The organism is Arthrobacter nitrophenolicus (assembly GCF_000332815.1).
Classification (GTDB): domain Bacteria; phylum Actinomycetota; class Actinomycetes; order Actinomycetales; family Micrococcaceae; genus Arthrobacter; species Arthrobacter nitrophenolicus.
Genome location: NZ_AOFD01000067.1, coordinates 1 through 21360, shown reverse-complemented (window position 1 = coordinate 21360; position 21360 = coordinate 1). Strand labels below are relative to the sequence as shown.

The following is a 21360-nucleotide window of genomic DNA, read 5'->3' as shown; positions in this document are numbered from 1 at the left end:
TAAGCTCATCCACCGTTATAGGCCGGCTCCCCGCATACGGACCCTCAACCCCCAACGAATTCAACACCGCACCACGAATCGTCAACGTCGGCAGCGAGCCCACAACGTCGTCGCAGTGGCGCTCCGCGGCTACGGCGCACATGTCATTCTCCGTCGACCGGTCGCCCCACTTTGAGCGCAATGCGGTTGCTGTTGATTCATGGTGTCCTCTTTTAGCATCCATAAGTTGTACGTTCCTTAACCAATGATTTCGCTAGGCCGATCCAGCTGCCTCTGCTGCCGAGTACGCGCTTGAGCCTGCTTTTCCCTCCCTGCCGTATAGCCAGGAGGGTATTTTCGGTGCGAGCCGCCTATTGCGACCCGGACACACCCCGGCGGCCGACGTTAGCCCGTCCGACAAAACCGTCACTGCGCCCGGCATAAAATTCCTCTAGCGAAGTGCGCGCGCCGATAACGTACAGTTCGCTCAGATCCTCCCCGCCGAACGTGCATGCAACCGCCCACGCACCGTCCATCACGATCCGGTCCGTGATCCGTCCGCCTTCCTCGACGCGATAGAAGCCACTCGTGTCCCCAGCGGCCTGAGCGTTGGCGTACCAGACGCCCCCGTCAGAATCTAGGGCGATTCCATCCGGACGCTGATCATCACCCAACTGCGCCCACACATGTGACCTGATCAGCCTGCCGTCGTTGTCGATCCTAAAAGCGGTAAGTCGATGCCCATAAGTCTCGGCGACGATCAAGGTCTCGCCGTCCACGACCATGCCGTTAGGAAACATCAACTCTCCCTCGACCGGATTCACCCGGCGTTCGGGATCGATATGGGTCAGTCGGGCGGACCTAGGCTCGTCCTTGCCTCGCTCAAATCCGAAGTTGCCGACATAGCAGTGTCCAGCCGAGGTGACGATCATGTCGTTCCCACGGCCACCAGCGATGTGGGCAAAGTCTGCGTAAAACTCCAGTTCTCCATGGGGCCGGCGACGGAGCACGCGCCGATCTTCGCTGGATACCACGAGGATGCTGCCGTCGGGCAGGAAGCCCAGGCCCGCGGGCATGCCGGCGATCTTCATGATGGTGTCGTGCTCGCCGTCCGGTGAGAAGCGGATCACCTCACGTGAGATGAAGTCACTGGCCCAGAGGGAGCCCTCATACCATCGCGGTGCTTCGAGGAACCCGTGCCCTGTCGAGAACGGCTGCCACGTGTGCTCGCGAACGCGTGACTCAGGCATCGCCAATCCGCATGAACGTGTTCGTCGAGGTTTCCTCACGCCCGATGAGTTTTCCATCCTCACTACGATGAAGCGCGGGCACGAGCCCGTCGAGTTGAGCTTTGATCATCAGCGCCATCCACGAGGCCGAGCGCCGTCCTTCGACAATCCCGCCGAACGTGAACCAGAGATGCTCCTGGGGGGTTGGCTTGCAGAAGTTGCGCCGCTCTCCGTCCGGGCCCAGCCGCCCCACCGGGCCGACACGCTCGGCCACGTCGGTGCCGAAGTAGCGTTCTACTTCTACCTCAAGTCCTTCATACCCCGTTGCCATGACGACGAGGTCAAATTCGCGCACCGTCCCGTCATCGAGAGCGACGCCCTCGGGCACGAAGCCGTCCACGTGCTCGTACTGCATGACCGAGATCCCGCCCTCGACCACGACGTCGGACGCGCCGACGTTGAGGTAATAGCCACCAGCGTAGCGCGCGAACTTCATCTGCCAGCCGGTCTCGTCTTCGCCGATGTCGAGTTTCATGCCGGCGTTTGCGAGTCCCTCGAGAAGCTCGGCATCGACTTCTAGGTTCCGTTGAGCGTTCCTCTTGCTCGCCTCGACCATCAACGGGTACACGTAACCTGCGTAGTAACGGTGGTCCGCCTCGCTCTGGTCCATATCCGTCATGTAGCTGCCGTAGACGGTGTTGGCCTCTTCGAGGCTCACGACTGTGATCGGCCCGCGCTGCAGCATCGCCACGTCGGCACCGTGCCGGTAGAGGTCGAGCGCGATGTCGTGTGCGCTCGTTCCCACTCCCACGACGAGCGCTTTACTGGAGCGGTAGTCGCGTCCGCTGGTGAACTGCGAGGAGTGGACGACGGTACCGCGAAACGTGTCGATTCCCTTCATGGCTGGCATGAGGGGACGCCCGCCTGAGCCGCCCACTGACATAACGATATGTGCGGGCCTGAGAACACGCATGCTGCCGTCGCCGCGCTCTATCCGGGCAGTCCAGCGTTGTGTGGAGTCGTCGTAAACGGCGTCGACGAACGTGCTGCTCGTCCAATAGTTGAGATCAAGCAACTTCACGTACGCCTCGACCCAGTCGGCGTGCTTGTCTCGCGGCAGGTACTTGGGGAATGTCTTAGGGTAGGGGATGAACGGGAAATCGGACAATGTCGTCGGCGAATGCAGGTTCAGCGCCTCGTAGCGCGTTCGCCAACTGTCCCCCGCGCGCTCGAACTTGTCGATGACGAGTGTGTCCACGCCGAGGTTGTCCAGCAATGCGGCGGTGCATATGCCCGCCTGGCCGCCGCCGACCACGAGGACCTCCGGCTCGCGGTCTTCGTACGCGACCTGCCGCGCGCGGTACTGGGTCCACGTCTGGCCGGGCCATTCCGGAGTAAAACCGTAGCCGGGATCGGGTTCGCCCGTGTGCTTCTCTACTACATTGTGCAGAGAACGGAGCACCGTCGACAGAACGTACGCCCGTAGCCCGTGGCTGGCACGGGCGTCCTCCTCCACAAAGTAGGCCAGCCCAGCGCATCGGCCGAACTGCGTCTCAAAGGTGAAAAAGGCCTCGACGACCTCGTGATCGTTGAAACGGCTCACGCCAGGGGCGGGACGATCAGCATCAAGCGCGAAGTTCACCGGGACGACTGCCGCGGCCGATCGCTGCAACTCAGTCGCGACCCGATCAAGGCCGGAGAACTGGACGACATCCCACGTGAACGCGGCGATGTCGCGCCAGTGCGAGTCATCCGCGAAGAGTTCATGCAGCGCCCCCGGATCCGGTTTCGTCAGGGCGTTTTCGAAGTCTTGCAACCAAGCGGCGGCCCGCTCCTGGTAGGTCGTGGCGACAGATGTAAGCTGCGTCACTGTCATTGAAATTCCTTTCCTCTTGATGGATCGGGCTTTACACGTGTTGATGCATTCGAGTGCGTTTTTAGGTCGTGGCGAAAGGAAGTTCTGCGTAGAATCCCCAGGGGATACCGATCGCTGTCGAAGGGTCTGCCACCACTGCCGTGTCGGATCGGTAGATCGTCCCAACCTCATTGCGTTCAAGAGTCCGCACGACCTTGTCGATGTCGGCCACGTGGAAACCGATCGAGTAATATGCGTCAAGCGGGCTCCGTTTAGCGAGCGCTTCCCCGGCTGGCGAACCTGCCTCAATCGGAACGGCCAACTCGTGGACGTCATCGGCAAGTCGAATGAACGTGCTCCGAGTGTTCCAAACCGGATTCACACGTTCGTCCAAGATCTCGCCCCCAAGAATATCCACGAAGAACTTCTTGGCCCGCGGCATATCGTGGGTGAGCACCGTGTGGTGGGACGTGCGGATGATGGAGACCGGGTCGAAGTCACGGACTGACGGCAGTGTCCACCCCGGGACGCTGCGGTGGTCGTAGTTCGAGATGCTCGTCGTGGGGTAGAACTCGTAGCGCAGGCCCGTGTCGTCTTCGAGCGTCCAAAACAGGGGGGTTGACTTGAACGACGCGGTCGCCATCACCGGCCCCTCGACGACATTGTTCCACTGGTCGGTGAGCCGGATCCCGTTTGCCTGGCAGGCGTCCCAGATCTGCTGCATTCCTTCGTCTACCGCCCAGCCATATCCGTCCAGGTAAGGTTGCGCGACGCTGGCGTACGGCTGCTTCCCATCCCAGACATATTTTTCCGGCACTATCGAGTCGAAAAACAGATCAGCAACGGGCGTGAAGAGGCAGTAGTCCTCCGGGTACTCCGGCGCCTGCTTGACTAACCCAGCCATGACGAGGCTGCTTCGTGAAAGACTGTGCCGACCGAAGACCTCCCGGAAGAACCGTTCGACAGGTTCAAGATCCGGGGTCCGGTGGCTCGGGTGATAGATGCGTCCAAGTCGGACCGTCATATGGAGGTTTCCTCACGTGTCTAAGAGTTGTTTTTGTTGTCGCCCTGTCCGCCTGCCACCTTGGCTGACTTGCCCCATGTTCACTGCGTCCATCTCCGACGCGGGCGCTTCGCCGCCCTAGGCATCCTTCACGGCGTGCGCGCCCAGTGGAAAAGCAGCGATCCTAAGCGAGTGACCCGTTGTTCTTTGCAAACGGGGTGCGGGCACCGCTGATGATGACCCCGCTGTGGCGGCAAGTGCTCATCGGACAGCGCTTTTGTGTTTGCGGGACGCGCGGCGATTGGCGCGTCCGCTGACAACAGTAGATTCGGGATCTATTTTCTGTCAAGTAGTCCCGATTAATCAAGTGCTCAAACGAAAGATGCCAATAGAATAGCATTCTAAGGTCGGCCGGACTTATGATGGTTTATCATGCAACCGGATAGCCCGATCAACGCCGAAGCCCCCCTTCACGACCTGACTGAGACACAGCGCGCAAAGCGTGAACTGATCTTCCGATCCGTCATTCACCTCGTCAGCGAACGCGGTGTCGCCAGCGTGAGCGTGAAAGACGTCGCGGCAGATTCGGGCGTAGCACTCGGGACGATCTATCGGTTCTTCGCTTCGAAGGAGCACATGTTCGCAGCGGCGCTTGTCCGATGGTCCGAGCCCCTCGCTGGGCGCGTTTCTCCTGTGGTCGAAGACATGAGCGAACACCTCATCGCCACTGTCCGACGCGGCACGCGTGCATATCAGCGCGAGAAGAATCTCCTGGCCATCAATGTGCAGTCGAGCGCTTCATCCGACCCGTACGTGAGCGAAGTGATCACCGAGTTCCGTCGGTCCATTCGCGAAACGTTTTCGATAAGTCTCAAGGGAGTTCCGACGGATGACGCCAACAAGCTGACAGACCTCGTCATGGCGATTTGGCAAGACCTCCTGACTCACTGGTACGCAGGTCGGCGCAGCATGACCGACGGTCTCGCCCTTGCCGAATCGCAAATCCGGTGGGCAGTCGCCGGCATGCAGGCTGACCAGGCCCGCAGGAGTGAAACAGGCGGACAGTGAATCCTCGACCCGGCAACTAGCGCTCTGCGGGCGGACCTACACCGGCCTCGCCCGGGGTCAACCCGGAGACTAGTTCCGTGTTCTAGTTGATTCCATGTCAATTCAGGGATGTGCGCTTAACAGAGCAGGGACGGCGCAGGGCGCTCGCGTTGCTCCACTAGATTTGCATTCTAGTTTGTGTCAAAATCAGAGTATTATGGATTGCAGGTCAGCAGGCGCCCGTTGATTCGCCTCACGCTCGATTCACGTTCTTTCAGAGGAGCACAACGATGTCCTTCCCGCACGCGAAGCGGCCTGCCCTGGACGGTTTGTTCAAACCGACCTCGATCGCCATCATGGGCGCAAGCAGTCGCTCCGCCTGGGCGAAGACGGTCCTTGGTAACCTTCGTGCGGGCGGATACGGTGGCGAGGTTAGGCTCGTGGGTCGACGGGTTGAGACGGTCTTCGGCCTGCCCACGGTCGCGGCGATGGCAGACCTGGACATCGTTCCTGACGTCGCGTTCATCCTCGTTCGGGCCGAGTTCGTGCTCGGCGCGCTGAAGGAGGCTGCAGATTTCGGAGTCACGCGGTTCGTGGTACTAGCGGCGGGATTCGGTGAAGCAGGAACTGAGGGCAAGACGCTCGAACACGAGATTTCGGAGTACTGCCGCGAGCGAGGTCTCGTCCTCCTTGGCCCCAACAACATGGGGTTCGTCAACTTCAGCGGCCGCGTGTTCGGCTTCGGGCTGTCAGTTCCTGAAACCCCCGTAGGCGGGATCAGTCTCGTTTCTCAGAGCGGCGCCCTCGCGTATCAGATGATCGCCCACATGCCCACGAGGTTGGTTGGGCTCGATCATGTGATCACCGTTGGCAACGAGGCGGTGCTCGACGTGGCTGCCTGCATCGACTATTTGATTGACCAGGACAGCACGAAGGTCATCTGCCTCTACGTTCATGCCATCAGATCACCTCTCGAATTCGCCACCGCCTGTCGTCGTGCGGCACTCGCCGGCAAGCCGGTGATCGTGTTTAAGGCCGGCTTCGGTGAGCAGTCGGCCCGGGCCGCCGTCGCCCATACGGGCGGACTGGTGGGCGACGACCGCATCATTGAGGCGGTACTGCAGCAGGTTGGCGCAGTCCGCTGCACATCGCTCGAAGACCTCGTGACGACCGCGGCCCTCTTCGAGGGCTATGGTGAACTTCCGGGGGTCAGGGCAGCCGTCGTGACTGGCGCGGGATCTGCGTGCGAAGTGTTCACAGACCGGGCAGACCGACTCGGCCTCGATCTGCCGACGATCAACGAGGAAACGGCTGACGCGCTGAGGGCGGCAGGGCTCCCGACATTCGCGACCGCGCAGAACCCTCTCGATGTCACGGCCGCGGTGACCATCGATGCCAAGGAAATTCTGCCGGAGCTCGCGCGCATCCTCGCCGATGATCCATCGGTTGATATCCTCATCACGCAAGGCATCGGGCTGGCCACGCCCACCTACTTGAACCCGGATCGGCGCGGGCTCGCCGAGGCGCATCTTCGGCTGGCCGCTAGCACGTCGAAGCCGGTTCTTGCATTCGCTGACATGGCGATGAATGCGGATCCAGCCGACATGGAACTGCGCCTGGAGCTGGGCACCCCACCGGTCATCGAGTCGATAGATCGTGGCCTCGAAGCGCTTCACGCACTCGACCGATGGTCACAACGACGGCGTCAGCTTCTCAACGAAGGTGAGCTTTCAACAGACACTCCAGAGATCACGATCCCCGACGACCGGCGTTGGTCGGAAGCAACCGCGCGTCAGGTGCTGTCTCAGTTCGGCGTTCCCATCGCGCCCTCGACCCTCGTGACCTCGGTGGACGACATCGGCAAGGTGTCCGCCGCCTACGGCTTCCCGCTGGTCGCAAAAATCTGCTCGCCCGAGATCGTGCACAAGTCCGACATCGGCGGAGTCATCCTCAACATCCGCGATGAGGAAGAGGCACGAGCCGCTTTTAAGACACTCACCGAACGAGCTCGCGAACATCATCCTGATGCACGGATCGAGGGCGTGCTGCTCGGACCAATGAGGCCTCCCGGCGTCGAGCTGATCATGGGTGTGACACGTGATTCGGAGTGGGGGCTCGTCCTTGCCCTCGGGTTGGGAGGCGTCTGGGTGGAGGTACTCGAGGACGTCGCCCTTCGTCCGTTGCCGGTGTCGCGCCACGACGTCTCCGAGATGTTGAGTGAGCTGCGGGCCGCACCGCTCCTTGACGGAGCGCGAGGAACCGAACCGGCCGACCGCGAGGCGATCGCTGACGCGGTGCTCTCCTTCGCCGGGGCGGCATGGGCCCTGCGCGAGGCTGGCCTCGAGGCGATGGAGTCAAATCCAGTCGTTGTTCGCGGAGCTGATGTTGAAGCGCTCGACGTGTTGGTGATTTTCGCGCAACCGCCACCGATGGTCGCGTAGACCCATTATCTTCATCCAGCCGGTGAGTGCAGACCATCAGGACTGAATGCTTGGCTGAAAAACGCTGGCTACTCCGCCAATAATTCAGCGGCTAACCACATGGTGTCCGTGTCCACGTAGTGCACCCCGTTTCGGCACTCGCAATGACAAGCACGCGCAAATCCCTCGAGCAGATTGCGATGAAGCGTACGGGAAGTACCGGTGCGATTTCCGAAGTCGCGCTCATTTAGCACGTTATTACCACGCTGACGCAGCGGCCCCTGTTCCACAGTCTTTTTCGCTGTGCCGTCCCCTGTTTGTGTTTGATTCCGCCCATTCCCTGTTTATGGAGGAAAAATGCCCAACTTAATTAACACGAAAATCAGCGCAGTTGAGAAGGTAACGATGCGCAAGGTTTCATGGAGGATCCTTCCGCTGGCACTGACTCTTTATGTCGTGTCGTCTCTGGATCGGATCAGCCTTGGATATGCCCAGCTTGATATGGGTACCGAGCTCGGTATTGATCCCGCAGCCTTCGGGTTCGCTGCCGGTATCTTCTTTGCCGGCTATATTCTCCTCGAAATGCCGAGTAACGCGATAATGTACCGGATCGGCGCTCGGATATGGCTCGCGCGCATAGCTATTACCTGGGGCTTGGTAACAATTGCGAGTGGTTTCGTCCAAAATGAAACGCAATTGATCGTCTCTCGCATACTCCTGGGCGTTGCTGAGGCGGGTCTGGCGCCGGGCGTCATCTTTTATTTTGCGAGTTTTTTTCCTGCTGCGTACAAAGCCCGTTCAGCCGCGATTTTCCTGCTAGGCTCATCGCTCGCCGGCATAATTGGCGGCACTCTCTCCGGATTGATCCTCGACTCGTCGGACTGGTTCGGACTGTCTTCGTGGCGCTGGATCTTCATCCTCTTCGGAATTCCGGCGTTCCTCTTGGGACTCCTCCTTTACATCGCCATATCGGACTCGCCGAGTCAAGCCAAGTGGCTGAGCGAAGGAGAGAAGGCCTGGCTCGTGAACAGGCTCACCATGGAACGGGACGCGGTCAGCGGCTCCGTTGGTCACACGGGCGGATTTCGCCAAACCCTGACCGACCCTAAGGTTCTGATGCTGTCGCTCATCCAATTTTTCCTGGCCTGCGGATTTTTCGGAATTGCATTTTGGCTGCCGCAAATTATCCGAGGCCTGGCCGAAGGCTCATCCAATACTATTGTCGGCTTCCTTAGCGCGGTGCCCTATGTTATCGGTGGCACATCATTGATCGTCGTGGGAAGACTGTCGGACCGGAAGAAGGAACGAATCTGGCACACAGTAATACCTTTGACCCTCGGTGGAGCCATCTTCGTGGTCGTGCCTCTGGTGTCTGGATCACTCGTCGTCTCGATGCTGCTGTTGTGCGTTGCTGCCGCCGGACTGTACGGTTCCACTGGTGGATTCTGGGCAATTATTCAACAGCAGTTTTCTGGCTATCGAGCCGCCCTAAGCATAGCTGCAGTAAACTCGCTGGGCATGACCGGCGGACTCGTCGCCCCGTACGTCTTCGGACTCCTCACGAAGTACACCGGCTCTACCAATGCGGGTATCACCTACTTAGGCATCGGAATTCTGACAGCAGCCTTGATCCTGGTGTTGACACGTAAACGGTGGGTGGATGCCGCCCAAGCAGTCACGGAGTCGAATTCGGAGGGTTCGATCCTGCCCGCAGCTACGCGACCAACTCGGTGACCTCGCAATCCGCCTGCCGTTCGAAAGCCCTAGCGATCGCATTCCCCGCCGCTTGGTGCTACCGGATTGATATAGAGCTGGCCGAAGGAATGGTTCTTCGTAAACGTCCGACTTCGGCCAAGTAGTTCAAGCCCTACCGTTCCGCCCCCCGTCGTGCTTAGGTATATCCATGGCGGCACCGATAGAGGACTATGCGCTACTTTCAAACCTCGCAACCGGGCTGCTCGTTTCCCGTACCGGGAGCGCGGACTGGCTCTGCTTCCCTCGTTTTGATTCCCCTTCGGTGTTCAGTGCCCTTTTGGGCACTGAACAGCACGGGAGGTGGTTAATTGCCCCTGCGGAGACGCCTGCTGTGGTCCTGGATCGTCATTATTTGGAATCAACTTTTGTCCTTGAGAGACGTGGCAGACTACAACGGGACAGATCGTGGTCACAGACTTCATGCCAGCCAGACGAGGCCGCTCCTCGCTCCTGCGACGGATTACCGGGCTCCGGGGAACAGTTTCCCTCCGTCATGAATTTCTTCTCCGGCCCCGTTATGGGGCGATCACGCCGTGGACGAGCCGGGCGCGCCGTAGTCCCGGTGGGGAAACCCTCCTGGCCATGGCTGGGCCTGATGCCTGGGCCCTCCACGGAAAGCACCTACCTGAAGCCCATGATCAAGGACATATCGGTGAATTCGCAGTCGCTGCCGGCGAAAAGGTGGACTTCGAGTTGACATGGTTTCCGTCGTATCGGGAGACCCCGCCGACGCTGGATTTCGATGCAGCTCTCAAGGACACGATCGACTATTGGACGCGCTGGGGCGGCCACTGCAGACAGGACGGTGCCTACGCCGCTCACGTCAAGCGATCCCTGCTCGTTCTGCGCGCACTAACCCACTATGAGACCGGCGGGATCGTAGCCGCACCCACGACCTCCCTGCCTGAGGATTTCGGTGGCTCGCGTAACTGGGACTACCGCTATTGCTGGCTTCGCGATGCCGCACTAACCCTTGAAGCGATGTTGACGCATGGATATGAATCGGAGGCGCTGAAGTGGCGCAATTGGCTGCTTCGCGCCCTTGCCGGCGACCCCGAGGACATTCAGGTCATGTACGGGGTAGCCGGTGAACGAGATCTTCCGGAGAGCGAACTGGATCACCTCCCCGGATACCAGGACGCAAGACCGGTAAGGATCGGAAACGCTGCCGTCGGCCAATACCAGGCGGATGTTATCGGCGAAGTCATGGTTTCCCTTGAGCGACTGCGCCTCGCCGGCGGCAAAGAAGACACCTTCTCTTGGGCGCTTCAGCGGGCACTGCTGGGCTATGTAGAGAAACACTTCGAAGACAAAGACTGCGGCCTGTGGGAAATTCGAGGACCAGCCGAGTACTTCACGCATTCGAGGGTCATGATGTGGGCGGCCTTCGACTGCGGCGTAAGGGCCGTTCGGGACCACGGCCTCCCGGGCCCGGCCGACCGATGGGACGAACTGCGGCTGCGTCTACGGACAGAAATCATGGAGAAGGGTTTCAACCGGGAGCTGAACTCCTTCACCCAAACGTATGGCGGCCGACAAACAGACGCAGCCCTGTTGACCCTGCCGCAGGTCGGCTTCCTGGCATACGACGACGAACATATGCTTGGCACCGTCGCGCAACTGGAAAGGGAACTCACCACAGAGCAAGGTCTTCTGATGCGCTATCGGACCGAGACGGGCATCGACGGGCTTGAACCGGGCGAGCACCCGTTTCTCGCATGCTCCTTTTGGCTCGTGGAACAGTACGCCCGCACCAACCGCAAAGCAGAAGCAACGGCGCTCATGGACACGCTCGTCGGGTTTGCTAACGAGTTAGGCCTGCTCAGCGAAGAGTACGCCCCGGAACAACAACGGATGGCAGGCAACTACCCCCAGGCCTTCTCCCATCTAGCGCTAGTGCGCGCCGCTGATGCGATGCACGGCGTCGACCGGCTGAGCCTGGCCGTCACACCTGCTCCGTAAGGACCGGAAAAGGGGCGGTTGCGGTGCGGCCGCGTGTTCGCGTAGCTGTGTCAGCTCGTTAAGGACGAGGCTGACGCCCGCCCCCGCCGGTAAAGACGGTCGGGACTGTCCAGCCCCGCCACGTTCCTGGGTACATTCACCATGCCTGGTGTTCGCGGGTCAGACCAAATGGAACATCATGGCTGAGGTCGACGGTAAAGGAGCTGCCGTCGTGTTGAGTCACTAGTATCCCTCGGCGCCCTTCACGCAGTGCCTTTGCCTGGGCAGCCGCCACTGCTTCCTCCAGCTGGGACTCCATGCTCGCGCGGTTGGTTGCGGTGACCACGATTGGAAGGTCTTCAATGGTTTGCATCTAGGGTGTTGCTCTTTCATATATCGGTTTATGTCGTTTTCAGGACTCTTTATGCACAGCCGTGGACAGTTCGCCAAATAGTGCTTTGTAAGCCGTTAAATCTTCCACGACAGGGCCCAAATCATTCGCCGGCCAGACCGTTCCGGACTTGAATCGTCGAGCGCGGTGGGAAGTTCTATCCAAACAGGGGCGTTCCACCAAGGTGGCAGTCGAAGAAATACGGTTGCTCCACCGGGGCAAACGGCACAACCAGCCATTCGTTGCCGTAGCGCTCTACGTAAGAGTCTGACGGGCAACGGGAATACGCTTCTTCACGTGACATCTCGAGGCTCCAATCTCCTGCTTGACTATGAAAATCGCCTCCCTCCTTCATGAGTTGTATCAATAGGGAAGCCACACACCACGCTACAGATATGCGGCTTTACCTAAGAGCCGGAGTCCCGCCAATCAATTGTGATTTCGCGCCACGTCTGGTAACCGCTGCTGGATGCGCAACCTGCTACCGCGTTCTCGGAAGTTTTTCGCATAGACCGTTATGCATCGGCCTCGTCAAAACTGTTCCTCACCGCTGAGATCAGATTGAACACTGAGTGGGTCAGATTGAGTGATTTGGTATGGCACGCGCCGTCCCGCGGTCCCCTTGGACTGCCTCTTGATGAATGAGGATGTGTTCCTTTCGAGAACAGATGGGACCACTGGGGCACGCCGCCGTTGTGCTCTTGCCCGCTTGGCCATTAGGCGCGCGCCTGAGACTCGACGGCGAAGACCGGGGCGGTCCAGTGCATCTGCTCGATCGCAGTCAACCGCACCGGGAAGATTCGGGATGCGTCGATTACCGTGGCCGTGGCCAGCAGTCGGAGTTCACGAGGTTAACCGGACGCTGCAATTCTTTCCGATCCCGCTTGAGCACCGCGGCCGCCTTCGTCGAATCCAGCGGACGGTATAAAATCGAAGCGCATTTACCGCGTGCGGTGCCAGCAGGCGGACCCCGCCGAGGAGTTAACCGACCAAAGGAGTAATCCGTGCGTCGTTCCTCGTATCGCCATGTGCGAGTTCCAAGTTTCAGCATCAGGATCCTGCGAGATGTGCTCATAGGAGCTGGGCTGGATCATCTGGCAGCTTTCCAAGCGGCCGGACTGCATCCAGATGTAGCCGAGACTCCTGGCTCCTTCGTCACGGGCGAGCAGGAGCTGGCGTTCGAGTTGAAGTTCGTGGAGTTGACGGCGGGGCGGACTGATCTGTGGGTGAAGGCAGGGTACGGCTATTTCCTTGCTTCCTTTGGTACACAGGGCCTGGCGCTTACAACGTCCCCTACCCTGGAGCATTTTGTAAGGGCCTCAACCGCGACCGATTTGGCATACGCGATGATCGAGTCCACACCTATCATCAACAGCCAGGGAGTGATTACAGGCCTTCGGCTAGAGCACACCGGTGCACCGCCGGAGCTGGTCGCCTTCAGCGTTTATCGTGATGTCATTGGCACTTTGCGAAGTCTCATGATGATTAGCATGAAGGATCCATTCCCTCTGACAGTGGCACAGCTTCCGCTGAACGAGGTGTCTCCGGAACTGGCAAAGATACTCGCTGCGCCCGTCGTCTTGGGGGCGTCGGCGGTCGGTTTGGAATGGGACGAGGGCCTCTCGACCGAGCCGCTGCTTCGGGGACTCGTTCCAGCACGAGACTTACCTCCGTGAGGCAAAGGAGAAGCTCCGGCAATTTCGGCTGGAGCAGGACTGGGCTCGTAGTGTGGTTGATGCAATGAAGACCACGGTGGACAAGGGGGTACTCGCGACGGATGTCGCAGCTGCGTTGAACACTTCTGCCCGCACGTTGCAGCGGCGTTTGGAGGAGAACGGTACGACTTTTCGCCAACTGCGGGATCAAGCCCGTTTTGAGTTGGCAACGGATATGTTGGCAACGACGAATGCCTCCGTCTCCGAGATTTCGCGTCGGCTCGGCTATGAGGAGGCTTCCAGCTTCACCCTGGCCTTCAAACGCTGGTCCGGACGCACTCCCTCGCAGTACCGCTCTTCGCCGCCTGCGCGAAACTAGTTGCTGTGCCAGACGAGTGAACCCGCCATTCCGGGCGCTGCATTCGCGACCCGGGGACGCAGGTATTCGAAGTCATTCAAATTGACGTACTAGACAGCTCATTGCCGGATACTAAAAACCGTCACCGGCCTGGGGTGAAAGCTCAGACTTTATGCCTGTCCAGAAGACTTACCTGTGCTCTTTCCTCACCCACGCCGCAGCGCTGATTTCAACAGCTGGTTCCAGCCTGATGCTGTATCGGCCTAGCCTGTTGACCTTTAGGTTTAATTTCTGTCCTGAGAATCGATGTGTGTCCAAAACTGCAGAGCAACCTCGCGGCACCGCGCTCATCGGACCAACGCCATCCAAATCTGTCGCGACAGAACATGCAAAGCGTATTGGTTATCGGAGGTCGAGATACTGCTGCGAGTCGCTGAGTTCACGGAACTTCGCATCATGCCAAATCAGTGGCTCATTCTCGCCAATGCCTAGTTTTTGCACCTCAAGAAGGGCCATCCAATGGTCACCCGCCTCGGAAACATCGTAGATCGAGCACTCGAGCCACAGGGCTGCGTCTTCAATAAAGATGGCACCGGTCTCGCTGATTTCGATCGCGCTCTGGTCGAAGCGCGCAGCGCGGTCCTTACTAGCGAGTTTGCGGGCCAGGTGACCCTGTCCTTTGCCGAAGATTGATACGCCAAGCGAGCCGGCATCCTTGATCATCTCCCACGTCTCGGAGGACTTCTGCACAGCGACGGCAACGAGGCATGGTTCCAGAGATACGCCGACCATGAACGACGACGCGACGAGCGCGTGCTTGTCACCCTCGATATCGACCGCAAGCACCGACACACCCGAGGGGAACTGCGCGAAGGCGCTCCGGACGACCAGATCGTCACCGAATGAATTCACTTTGGGTCGGCTCATCAGCGTCTGAATCATGAGTGTCATCCTTCCTTGAAGCGATGTGCACTGTCGCTTGCCATCGCCACTGAATTATTGAGTGGAAGTCGAAGTCGCGCCCATCGACTTTGAAAGGCGCTGCTGCTCTTTTGCGTGTTGCGGGTCATACGGACCGGGTCTACAGACACCATAGGATCGATCCATCTGCGTCTAAAGACATACTCGCGCCAAGCAGTTCGTATTTCACGCCATTCTTCTTTGGAGAAACACGACTAAGGCTGTAGTTGATGCTGGACGTAGATGCCGCGAAGTGGCTGGTACCCGTCGAATCGACCAAATGGCAGGGCGGTCAGAGACGCTGGCGGCGTCAAACTGAATCACACCCCGACCTGACAACTGGCGGAGCGATCTTGACTTCCTGTAGGACAGTCCAAGAACACGTACCTCGCAGGCCAGGTTGGACGTTACGGTGATCGGACAGCGGCTCAGGTATGTGCGGATTAGGCCTCTGGACTAGAACGCGAAGCGCCCACTGGCCGAACTGCCGCGTACGGACGGCAGTGGGGCCATCTGGTGGCGCATAGCACGGGCCGGCTCGCCCCGAACCTTGACGATCTCCGTGTGCTCGTCCAAAGCTTGACCCAAAGTAGCGCGCGTCGTGTTCGTTGAGAAAGCTTCTTATTCACTGGCGTGGACTCCCCCGTGGGCATCGTTATGCTCTCCGCCATGGGTGCCTTTGCCGAATTCGCACGCCCGCTCATCCAGAATGTAAGCGGGAAGGAATTGCCCCTGCCATGCGGCGCGGAGATTACAAGGCGGGAAGAAAAAACTCACACCAGCTCCATGCCAAGGTCGCGTGAAGGTCCTCCCCCGGACCCTCATCACCACCTGCCTGAGCGGAACCCATTAGCTATACAGAATCACAGTTATTGGCGTCCATTAACGGGATTAGGAGTAGCTGAGGGCAATTATCGGCGACGATCGACTGCCCCGACGTCAGCGCCGGCCATTCCCCAAACGTCCAAGTGGGGAATGGCCGACGCTGTACGGACACTCACATCTTCGGGATGAATGCGAGGTGAGCGACAATCTGTGGGATCTATTTGACAGCGCCCGAAGGGACGCTGCCAGCGGGTGGTACTACGCCGGTTTCCAAGCCGTCAGTCAGGTCGCCAAGTGCGCTGACAGCGTGACGGTCCGTCAGTTCACGCGGGGCAAGCAGCCGCATTACAACTGCCACGGCCACCAGGAGGACGGAAAGTCCGACCCAGAGCCCGGTCCAGGACGACTCTGGGGTGAAACCGTCCGGTCCGGGTGCAATAACGATGAACACGATCGCGGTGGCAACCGCAACTGAGAGGTACTGGATGACGGCAAGGACGCCGAACACAGATGACGTGTTGTCCTGACGAGTTGACGCCGCCACGAGCATGTAGCCCGACACGTAAATGGTCATGACCAGTGCCCCATACAGGAAGCTCCAGAGGAAGAACAACCAGTAGCTGTCGTGCGCGAAAGCGATGCCCAAGGTGACAACAAGCGAGGATACCGCGGCCAACGGCAGAAAAGCCTTCGGGCCAATCCGCGGCATAAGGGACTTGACCAGCTGGCCTGCGACCAGTGTCCCCGGGAACACCATCAGGAGAGGATAGGAGGAGGTAAGCGGATCAAGGCCCAAGCCCCAGCTCGGGTTCTGCATCATGTTCGGAAGTGCGACGAAAAACGAAAGCCCAAGGAACGCGATGACCATCATCGCCAGGTAGCCCGACGCAGTCTGGCGCAGATCCATATTCTCAAACGACATAACAGGCGACGTGGCTCGCCGCTGTTGGAAAAGCCATGCCACAAATAGCACAGCAGCGGCCGCAAAGTAGGCGAGAACTATCGGGGAAGTCCACCCGTTCTCGGCTCCGGCATTGACGCCTAGTAGGATCGCGGTAACCCAGAGGCCAAGGCCAATGGCTCCGGCCCAGTCCAAGTTATTGGTAGTCTTCGTCGTACTGCGGGGTTGGATAGGCGCAGGTCGGGATGCCAAGGCGAAGAAAAGTTGCACAGCAAACAGTCCGAAAATGAACCACGTCACTGAGCGCCATGAGAGCCCTACTGTTGCGGATAGGCCGGCCAACACTAGTGCAATCGGAGTGAAGAGCGAGCATACGGTGCCGAGCCAAACGGAAATGCGTTGCGTCTGAGTTGCGTCCGCCCTGGGGCGCACTATTCCCCAGCTCAGTGGAAGACCGGCCGAGAAGCCGATGAGGAATCGTCCGATGACTAGTGGCCAGAAGTCGGACATCAGGCCTACGACCAGGGACCCCAGCAAAGCCACGATGGAAACGGCGATAAGGACCTTCCGCGAACCGTATATATCTCCCATGCGGGAACTGAGCGCGACCGAAACAGCGGTACCAAGGGTTGTCGCGTTGAAGAACCATCCGACCTCTGCGGCCGTGAAATTCGTTTCAGCATGATAGACGTGACCAAGGGCCCGTACATCGACCCATAGATGGTGTCCGTGATCAACCCGGCGGTGAGGAGTGCACCTACGCCTGCCCAAAGACCTCCTCTCTTGGGCCGTGAGCTCGTACTTGCGATGGAATCTATTGGTGTAGCCATGGGTTTACCTGTCTGATGGGTGGACTCGAAAGCCGCATTACGGGCTAGCTAGGAAGCGGTCGGTCCCGGAGTTAGCATTTGGTTGTGCGGTTCGGCCCCTGCTGCCCCACCCCGGCGCAGGAAACAGTCAGGGTGGGCTCTAGCCGCAATTAGCGTGGAAGAAGTGCGGTCCGCGCGTCCTATGCCTGTTGTTCTGCCGCGTCAGAGTGTGCTGCTGCGTGGGGGGTTAGCGGCTGGGGCAGAGGCCTCCGTCGATTCCCCAGATCTGGGAGGTGACGAATTTCGCGGCGTCCGAGAGCAGGAACTGCAGGGCCGGTGCCAGTTCGGTTTCGACGTCGCCCATGTGTCCGAGCGGGATGCTCTCGTGGATCTGGCGCCGGAACCTCTCCCGCTCCTCCGGGGTCATGAGCGCCTGGATCTGATCATCTTTAGGGGTGGCCACGACTGGGTTCACGCAGTTGGCGCGGATCTTGTACGGGGCCCACTCCAATGCGATGGACCGGGTGTAGCTCAGGACTGCTCCCTTAGAGGCCGAGTACGAGGAGGTCTTGATCGGCCCGTCCTTCAGGGCACCGCCGGCGGCGATGTTCACGATCGAGCCGCCACCGTTATCCTTCAGGTGGGGAAAGACTGCCTGGCAGATCGTGCCGACGGCCTTGGCGTTAACCATCAGCTGCCAGTCCCAGTCAGATTCGGGGGTTTCAGCAGCCCAGGACAAGATCGGTCCACCATGGGCGGTCAGGATACCGTCCAGGCCGCCGAGGTGGTCAACGGCCCATTCGATGCTCTCGCGGATATCGATTGTGCTCGAGGCATCCATACGCCGGTAAGTTACCTGGCCCGGCCCGGCCTCCGTCGCTTCCTTCGCCAGAAGCATTCCTTCCTCATCCCGGATATCGAGGGCAACGATATTTGCGCCTTCCCGGGCAAAGTGCCGAACGGAGCCGCCACCGACACCGCCAACACCGCCGGTTACCAGAATTCTCTTACCCGCAATTGAAAAGGACATCGATACTGCTCCCTCTGAGACGACTATGTCTCTGTCAGTGAAAGTGGTGATCCACACGGCGCGCGGGCAACGAAGAGTTCACTTGCCCTTCGGTACACCCGTGACCACTCCGGCCATCTGCAGGAACTGGAACCCTGCAGCCATGCCCCGTGGCATCTGAGATCTTAATTACACACACTTACCGTACGTAAGTCAACGAGTCCGCGGTTATGTGTCCTGATTTGCGACATAACTGCACCAAGCGGGCGCTTCTGCCGTGCTTCATATACGTACGCTCTGTGCATGTAAGCGGCCTTGGGTCCATAGAATGAACTATGCAAGGGTGTGCTGCTTGCTGCCGCGGTAGAGCAGCACCCGCCCTTCGCCTGGTGCACCTTAGCCTCCGGAACAGACACTCACACCGCCGCCGGCCTTTGGACGCACAAGATGTCCTCGGGATCTTCCATTCACCTAGGCATGTCATCGAGTGTTCTCTGGGGCTCTTGCCTGCCAGCTCTCATAGACTCGACCGGCTCTACCTTGCCCAGCAATCCCAGCGGTGGGGTGACCAACAACAAATGTGGTCCAGCTACACCGCAACTGACGGACTGCAGGGTTTAGAGGCCGACTGCGGCGGGCCGCGTGGCCTCCGGGACGGTCACAACGGTGGAATGACAGTACGGTGCCCGGATGCCAGCACGCGTACTGGCGGCACGACATGTTCGTCGGCGCCGCCTGCTGTAGGGGGTGGACTCCGGACCCCCCTGGCCCCGGGTATGAATGCCGCGGCAAGCATCGACGCTGCCGAGGCCGCAGCCGCCAACCAGAAGATGATCCTGAATGCATCAAATGTAGGAAATGAAATGTCGCCCAGCCTCATGGTGAGCGAGGCGAAGACTCCAGCGACTACAGCACTTGAGGTTGACTGGCCGATCGCGCGGACCAGAATGTTCAGGCCGTTGGCAGATGCCGTTTCCGTGATCGGGACTGCACCCATGATTACGGTGGGGACAGCCGTGTAGGCTATCGTCGTCCCCAATCCGACCACGGTTGAACCGATGATCACCCAAGCGATGGAGTCGTAGAAGAACGCACGACCCACATAGCCCCCCAGCATCACCAAGGCCCCGGCCATGAACGCCGCTGTACCCCCGAACCTTCGAATGATGCATCCGGACGCCGGGGCGAACACCAGCATCACCAGCCCGGAGGGAACCATGCATAGCCCAGCGGTGATCACACTCAGCCAAGACCGTAACCAGTGAGGGTGGGAAGCTGAAGCTGCTGCGCCGTGACGAGCATGTTGATGAACATGGAAAAGCCAATGAGCAACGAAGCTATATTGGTCATGAGTACGGGGCGTCGGGCAGATGTTCGCAGGTCAACCATAGGTTGCCTGACTTTCAATTCATAGGGAACCCAGACGGCCAGCAGAACGGCCGTGGTAAGCAACAGCAGCAAGACCGGACCGGATCCCCAGCCCCAGGCGCCACCCTTGGTGATCGCCAGCAGGAGGGCCGCCAACGCCCCGGACAGCACCGCGGCTCCCACGAAATCGAAGAGTCCGGGCGTGCGGACCATGGATCGGGGAACTACCAGCGCCACGGCAAGTAGCAACAGAGTCCCGGCACCAGCGGAGACCCAGAAGATCGAGGCCCACCCCAGGCTTTCGTACAGCACTCCTGCCAGGGGCAGGCCCAAGGCGCTGCCAATGCCAACAGTCCCACTCATGAAGGCGACCGCTGAGCCGAGCTTCTCCTTGGGGAGTTCGTCGCGCAGGATGCTGATGCCCACTGGGATCAGGGCTGACGCCAACCCCTGAAGGCCCGGCCGATGACCAGCCACAGAAAGGAACCGCCGACGGCTGCCACGACCGACCCCGCCACCATGACGGCCAGGCACAGAACCATCATCTTGCGCTTGCCGTACATGTCTGCGCTGCGGGAAACGATGGGTGTTGCCACGGCACTGGAAAGCAGTGTGGCCGTCACCAACCAGGAGGCGTCATCGGCAGTCACACCCAGGATCACGGGGAAGTCGGGAAGAAGGGGGATCACGAGTGTATGCATCAACGCCGTTAGGGTACCGCTGAGCGCAAGCACAGCTGTGATGGCCATCGGCGACGGGCGCGTCGCGAACGGGAAGGGAGGGAACGCGGCATAGGCTGCTTTCGGGAGGGATAGTGAAAGGCATGCTTTGCTGCTTGCAAAGCCTTTTCAGCAGCATTAAGCGGGTGGACCGGGTCGCCAGCCACACGGCTGAAGCCGTTGTCGCCTGCGCCCGGCTGGTGTCCCTTATGGGATGTTGCTGGGCGGGGGTTAGCAGCTGGGGCAAAGGCTTTCGTCGATTCCCCAGATCCGTGCCGCAGCCACCCACGACGCGCGGACGAGCCGACCATCGGAAAGAGAACGCAACATTGCTCCCCTATATGTCGGCCCTGAAGACCTACTTCAGCACATAATTCGTACGTAAGTCAACGGCACCAAGCGGACCTCAGTGCGGCCGAGCACGTCCGGTCTCCAGGCAATGCCCACCTTGGCGCGATCAGAATGTGGAAATAAGGGGTAGACAGTGATGACTACAGCCCAGGGGCCGCAAGCAAGGCTTGCGGGAACCAGTCGAAGGATAGAAGCGGAAGCTTCTGGCCGCTTGTGATTGTTTTCGGCTGAGCCTCGGCCGGCAAGCGGGGCTTGAGGAACCGGATGCATCCCATCGATGCGCGCGTGCGTCCTGATGCGGCTTATGTCTCTACTGGGGCAGCCCAGGGTGCCCCAGTCGCTGGCGAGCCGTTATCACGGGAGTTTCAAGTATAGATGCAGGGGGTATGCACGTTGGCAAAATGGCCTACGCGGGGCCAGGTATTTTCCCGGTAGCGCAGGCCGCATGTTCAACGAGGTCGGTTCCCTCGATCGCCCTTGTTCTTTGTTATTCGCGAAGACCTAGACAGGATCGCCGGTGGCTTCTGCAGTGCCCCGGTCCACGGGATTGTTGCCCAGACCTCTCAGGAGCATGTCGACCGTTTTCGCAACGATGCCGCGGACCTGATACGGGCCCGGGGCGTAGAGCGCGTCAAGCATCAAAGCCCCGACCAGCAGTTCAGTGGCTACCTGAAGGTCCGCATCACTGCGGACCTCGCCCCGGGACTGTCCCCGCTTGAGCGTCTCCACGATCAGCGAGTTCCGATAAGCCGAAATCTCGGCAGCAACCGCGTGAAACACATCAG

The 21360-nt window shown here is 59.8% G+C and carries 16 protein-coding genes and 1 pseudogene; 7 read left to right on the top strand and 10 right to left on the bottom strand.

Annotated features, from left to right (window positions below; genetic code table 11):
* Positions 1–350: 350 nt before the first annotated feature.
* From G205_RS18065 to G205_RS21975, 3 genes are all read right to left on the bottom strand, one after another.
* On the bottom strand, positions 351–1229 hold the full coding sequence (locus tag G205_RS18065; protein WP_009359271.1) for an SMP-30/gluconolactonase/LRE family protein: 879 nt from the start codon (positions 1227–1229) through the stop codon (positions 351–353).
* Positions 1222–3084 carry a flavin-containing monooxygenase gene (locus G205_RS18060; RefSeq protein ID WP_009359270.1) on the bottom strand — a complete coding sequence of 621 codons (1863 nt, stop codon included), beginning with the start codon at positions 3082–3084 and terminating at the stop codon, positions 1222–1224. Before G205_RS18060 ends, G205_RS18065 begins: the two co-directional genes overlap by 8 nt.
* Before the next feature lie 61 nt (positions 3085–3145).
* The gene (locus G205_RS21975; protein ID WP_052014190.1) at positions 3146–4087 is read right to left on the bottom strand and encodes a VOC family protein; all 942 of its coding nucleotides are present in this window, start codon (positions 4085–4087) and stop codon (positions 3146–3148) included.
* A 411-nt stretch (positions 4088–4498) separates the two neighbouring features.
* Between G205_RS21975 and G205_RS18050 the strand changes: the two genes are divergently transcribed.
* The 5 genes from G205_RS18050 (at position 4499) to G205_RS18035 (ending at position 11250) form a co-directional block, all read left to right on the top strand.
* A complete protein-coding gene (locus tag G205_RS18050; RefSeq protein ID WP_009359268.1) occupies positions 4499–5134 on the top strand; it encodes a TetR/AcrR family transcriptional regulator in 636 nt (211 codons plus the stop codon).
* 269 nt (positions 5135–5403) lie between these two features.
* Positions 5404–7554, top strand: coding sequence for an acetate--CoA ligase family protein (locus tag G205_RS18045; protein ID WP_009359267.1), 2151 nt, complete (start codon positions 5404–5406; stop codon positions 7552–7554).
* 336 nt (positions 7555–7890) lie between these two features.
* Complete coding sequence (locus tag G205_RS18040) at positions 7891–9267, top strand: MFS transporter (RefSeq protein ID WP_009359266.1); 1377 nt, start codon at positions 7891–7893, stop codon at positions 9265–9267.
* 169 nt (positions 9268–9436) lie between these two features.
* Positions 9437–9985: a trehalase-like domain-containing protein gene (locus tag G205_RS23870; protein WP_338058433.1), complete on the top strand. Its 549-nt coding sequence runs from the start codon at positions 9437–9439 to the stop codon at positions 9983–9985.
* Positions 9871–11250, top strand: coding sequence for a glycoside hydrolase family 15 protein (locus G205_RS18035; RefSeq protein WP_009359265.1), 1380 nt, complete (start codon positions 9871–9873; stop codon positions 11248–11250). Before G205_RS23870 ends, G205_RS18035 begins: the two co-directional genes overlap by 115 nt.
* Before the next feature lie 136 nt (positions 11251–11386).
* On the opposite strand, the gene G205_RS18030 is transcribed toward G205_RS18035, so the two are convergent.
* On the bottom strand, positions 11387–11602 hold the full coding sequence (locus tag G205_RS18030) for a hypothetical protein (RefSeq protein WP_009359264.1): 216 nt from the start codon (positions 11600–11602) through the stop codon (positions 11387–11389).
* Between the two features lie 1022 nt (positions 11603–12624).
* Here G205_RS18030 and G205_RS18025 point away from each other — a divergent pair.
* Positions 12625–13296 (top strand): AraC family transcriptional regulator ligand-binding domain-containing protein, encoded by a 672-nt coding sequence (locus G205_RS18025; protein WP_083875109.1) that lies wholly within the window; start codon positions 12625–12627, stop codon positions 13294–13296.
* Positions 13297–13360: 64 nt separating this feature from the next.
* Positions 13361–13654: a helix-turn-helix domain-containing protein gene (locus G205_RS18020; RefSeq protein WP_052014189.1), complete on the top strand. Its 294-nt coding sequence runs from the start codon at positions 13361–13363 to the stop codon at positions 13652–13654.
* Positions 13655–14035: 381 nt separating this feature from the next.
* Here G205_RS18020 and G205_RS18015 read toward each other — a convergent pair whose 3' ends face one another.
* The 6 genes and pseudogenes from G205_RS18015 to G205_RS17995 form a co-directional block, all read right to left on the bottom strand.
* A complete protein-coding gene (locus tag G205_RS18015; RefSeq protein WP_009359261.1) occupies positions 14036–14575 on the bottom strand; it encodes a flavin reductase family protein in 540 nt (179 codons plus the stop codon).
* 1060 nt (positions 14576–15635) lie between these two features.
* Positions 15636–17090 (bottom strand): MFS transporter, encoded by a 1455-nt coding sequence (locus G205_RS18010; protein WP_083875108.1) that lies wholly within the window; start codon positions 17088–17090, stop codon positions 15636–15638.
* A gap of 285 nt (positions 17091–17375) precedes the next feature.
* Positions 17376–18158 (bottom strand): SDR family NAD(P)-dependent oxidoreductase, encoded by a 783-nt coding sequence (locus G205_RS18005; RefSeq protein ID WP_009359259.1) that lies wholly within the window; start codon positions 18156–18158, stop codon positions 17376–17378.
* A 637-nt stretch (positions 18159–18795) separates the two neighbouring features.
* The gene (locus tag G205_RS23220) at positions 18796–19335 is read right to left on the bottom strand and encodes an MFS transporter (protein WP_338058432.1); all 540 of its coding nucleotides are present in this window, start codon (positions 19333–19335) and stop codon (positions 18796–18798) included.
* Positions 19336–19379: 44 nt separating this feature from the next.
* Positions 19380–20206 (bottom strand): annotated as a pseudogene (locus tag G205_RS23215) (MFS transporter).
* 870 nt (positions 20207–21076) lie between these two features.
* Positions 21077–21360 (bottom strand): TetR/AcrR family transcriptional regulator C-terminal ligand-binding domain-containing protein (locus tag G205_RS17995; protein ID WP_009359258.1); only part of this gene is annotated, 284 nt, incomplete at its 5' end.

What these genes read in the sequence shown, in the direction of transcription:
- G205_RS18065 (WP_009359271.1), bottom strand. Translation starts at nt 1,229, where the DNA reads ATGCCTGAGTCACGCGTTCGCGAGCACACGTGGCAGCCGTTCTCGACA.
- G205_RS18060 (WP_009359270.1), bottom strand. Translation starts at nt 3,084, where the DNA reads ATGACAGTGACGCAGCTTACATCTGTCGCCACGACCTACCAGGAGCGG.
- G205_RS21975 (WP_052014190.1), bottom strand. Translation starts at nt 4,087, where the DNA reads ATGACGGTCCGACTTGGACGCATCTATCACCCGAGCCACCGGACCCCG.
- G205_RS18050 (WP_009359268.1), top strand. Translation starts at nt 4,499, where the DNA reads ATGCAACCGGATAGCCCGATCAACGCCGAAGCCCCCCTTCACGACCTG.
- G205_RS18045 (WP_009359267.1), top strand. Translation starts at nt 5,404, where the DNA reads ATGTCCTTCCCGCACGCGAAGCGGCCTGCCCTGGACGGTTTGTTCAAA.
- G205_RS18040 (WP_009359266.1), top strand. Translation starts at nt 7,891, where the DNA reads ATGCCCAACTTAATTAACACGAAAATCAGCGCAGTTGAGAAGGTAACG.
- G205_RS23870 (WP_338058433.1), top strand. Translation starts at nt 9,437, where the DNA reads ATGGCGGCACCGATAGAGGACTATGCGCTACTTTCAAACCTCGCAACC.
- G205_RS18035 (WP_009359265.1), top strand. Translation starts at nt 9,871, where the DNA reads ATGGCTGGGCCTGATGCCTGGGCCCTCCACGGAAAGCACCTACCTGAA.
- G205_RS18030 (WP_009359264.1), bottom strand. Translation starts at nt 11,602, where the DNA reads ATGCAAACCATTGAAGACCTTCCAATCGTGGTCACCGCAACCAACCGC.
- G205_RS18020 (WP_052014189.1), top strand. Translation starts at nt 13,361, where the DNA reads ATGAAGACCACGGTGGACAAGGGGGTACTCGCGACGGATGTCGCAGCT.
- G205_RS18015 (WP_009359261.1), bottom strand. Translation starts at nt 14,575, where the DNA reads ATGATTCAGACGCTGATGAGCCGACCCAAAGTGAATTCATTCGGTGAC.
- G205_RS18005 (WP_009359259.1), bottom strand. Translation starts at nt 18,158, where the DNA reads ATGTCCTTTTCAATTGCGGGTAAGAGAATTCTGGTAACCGGCGGTGTT.
- G205_RS23220 (WP_338058432.1), bottom strand. Translation starts at nt 19,335, where the DNA reads ATGCTGGTGTTCGCCCCGGCGTCCGGATGCATCATTCGAAGGTTCGGG.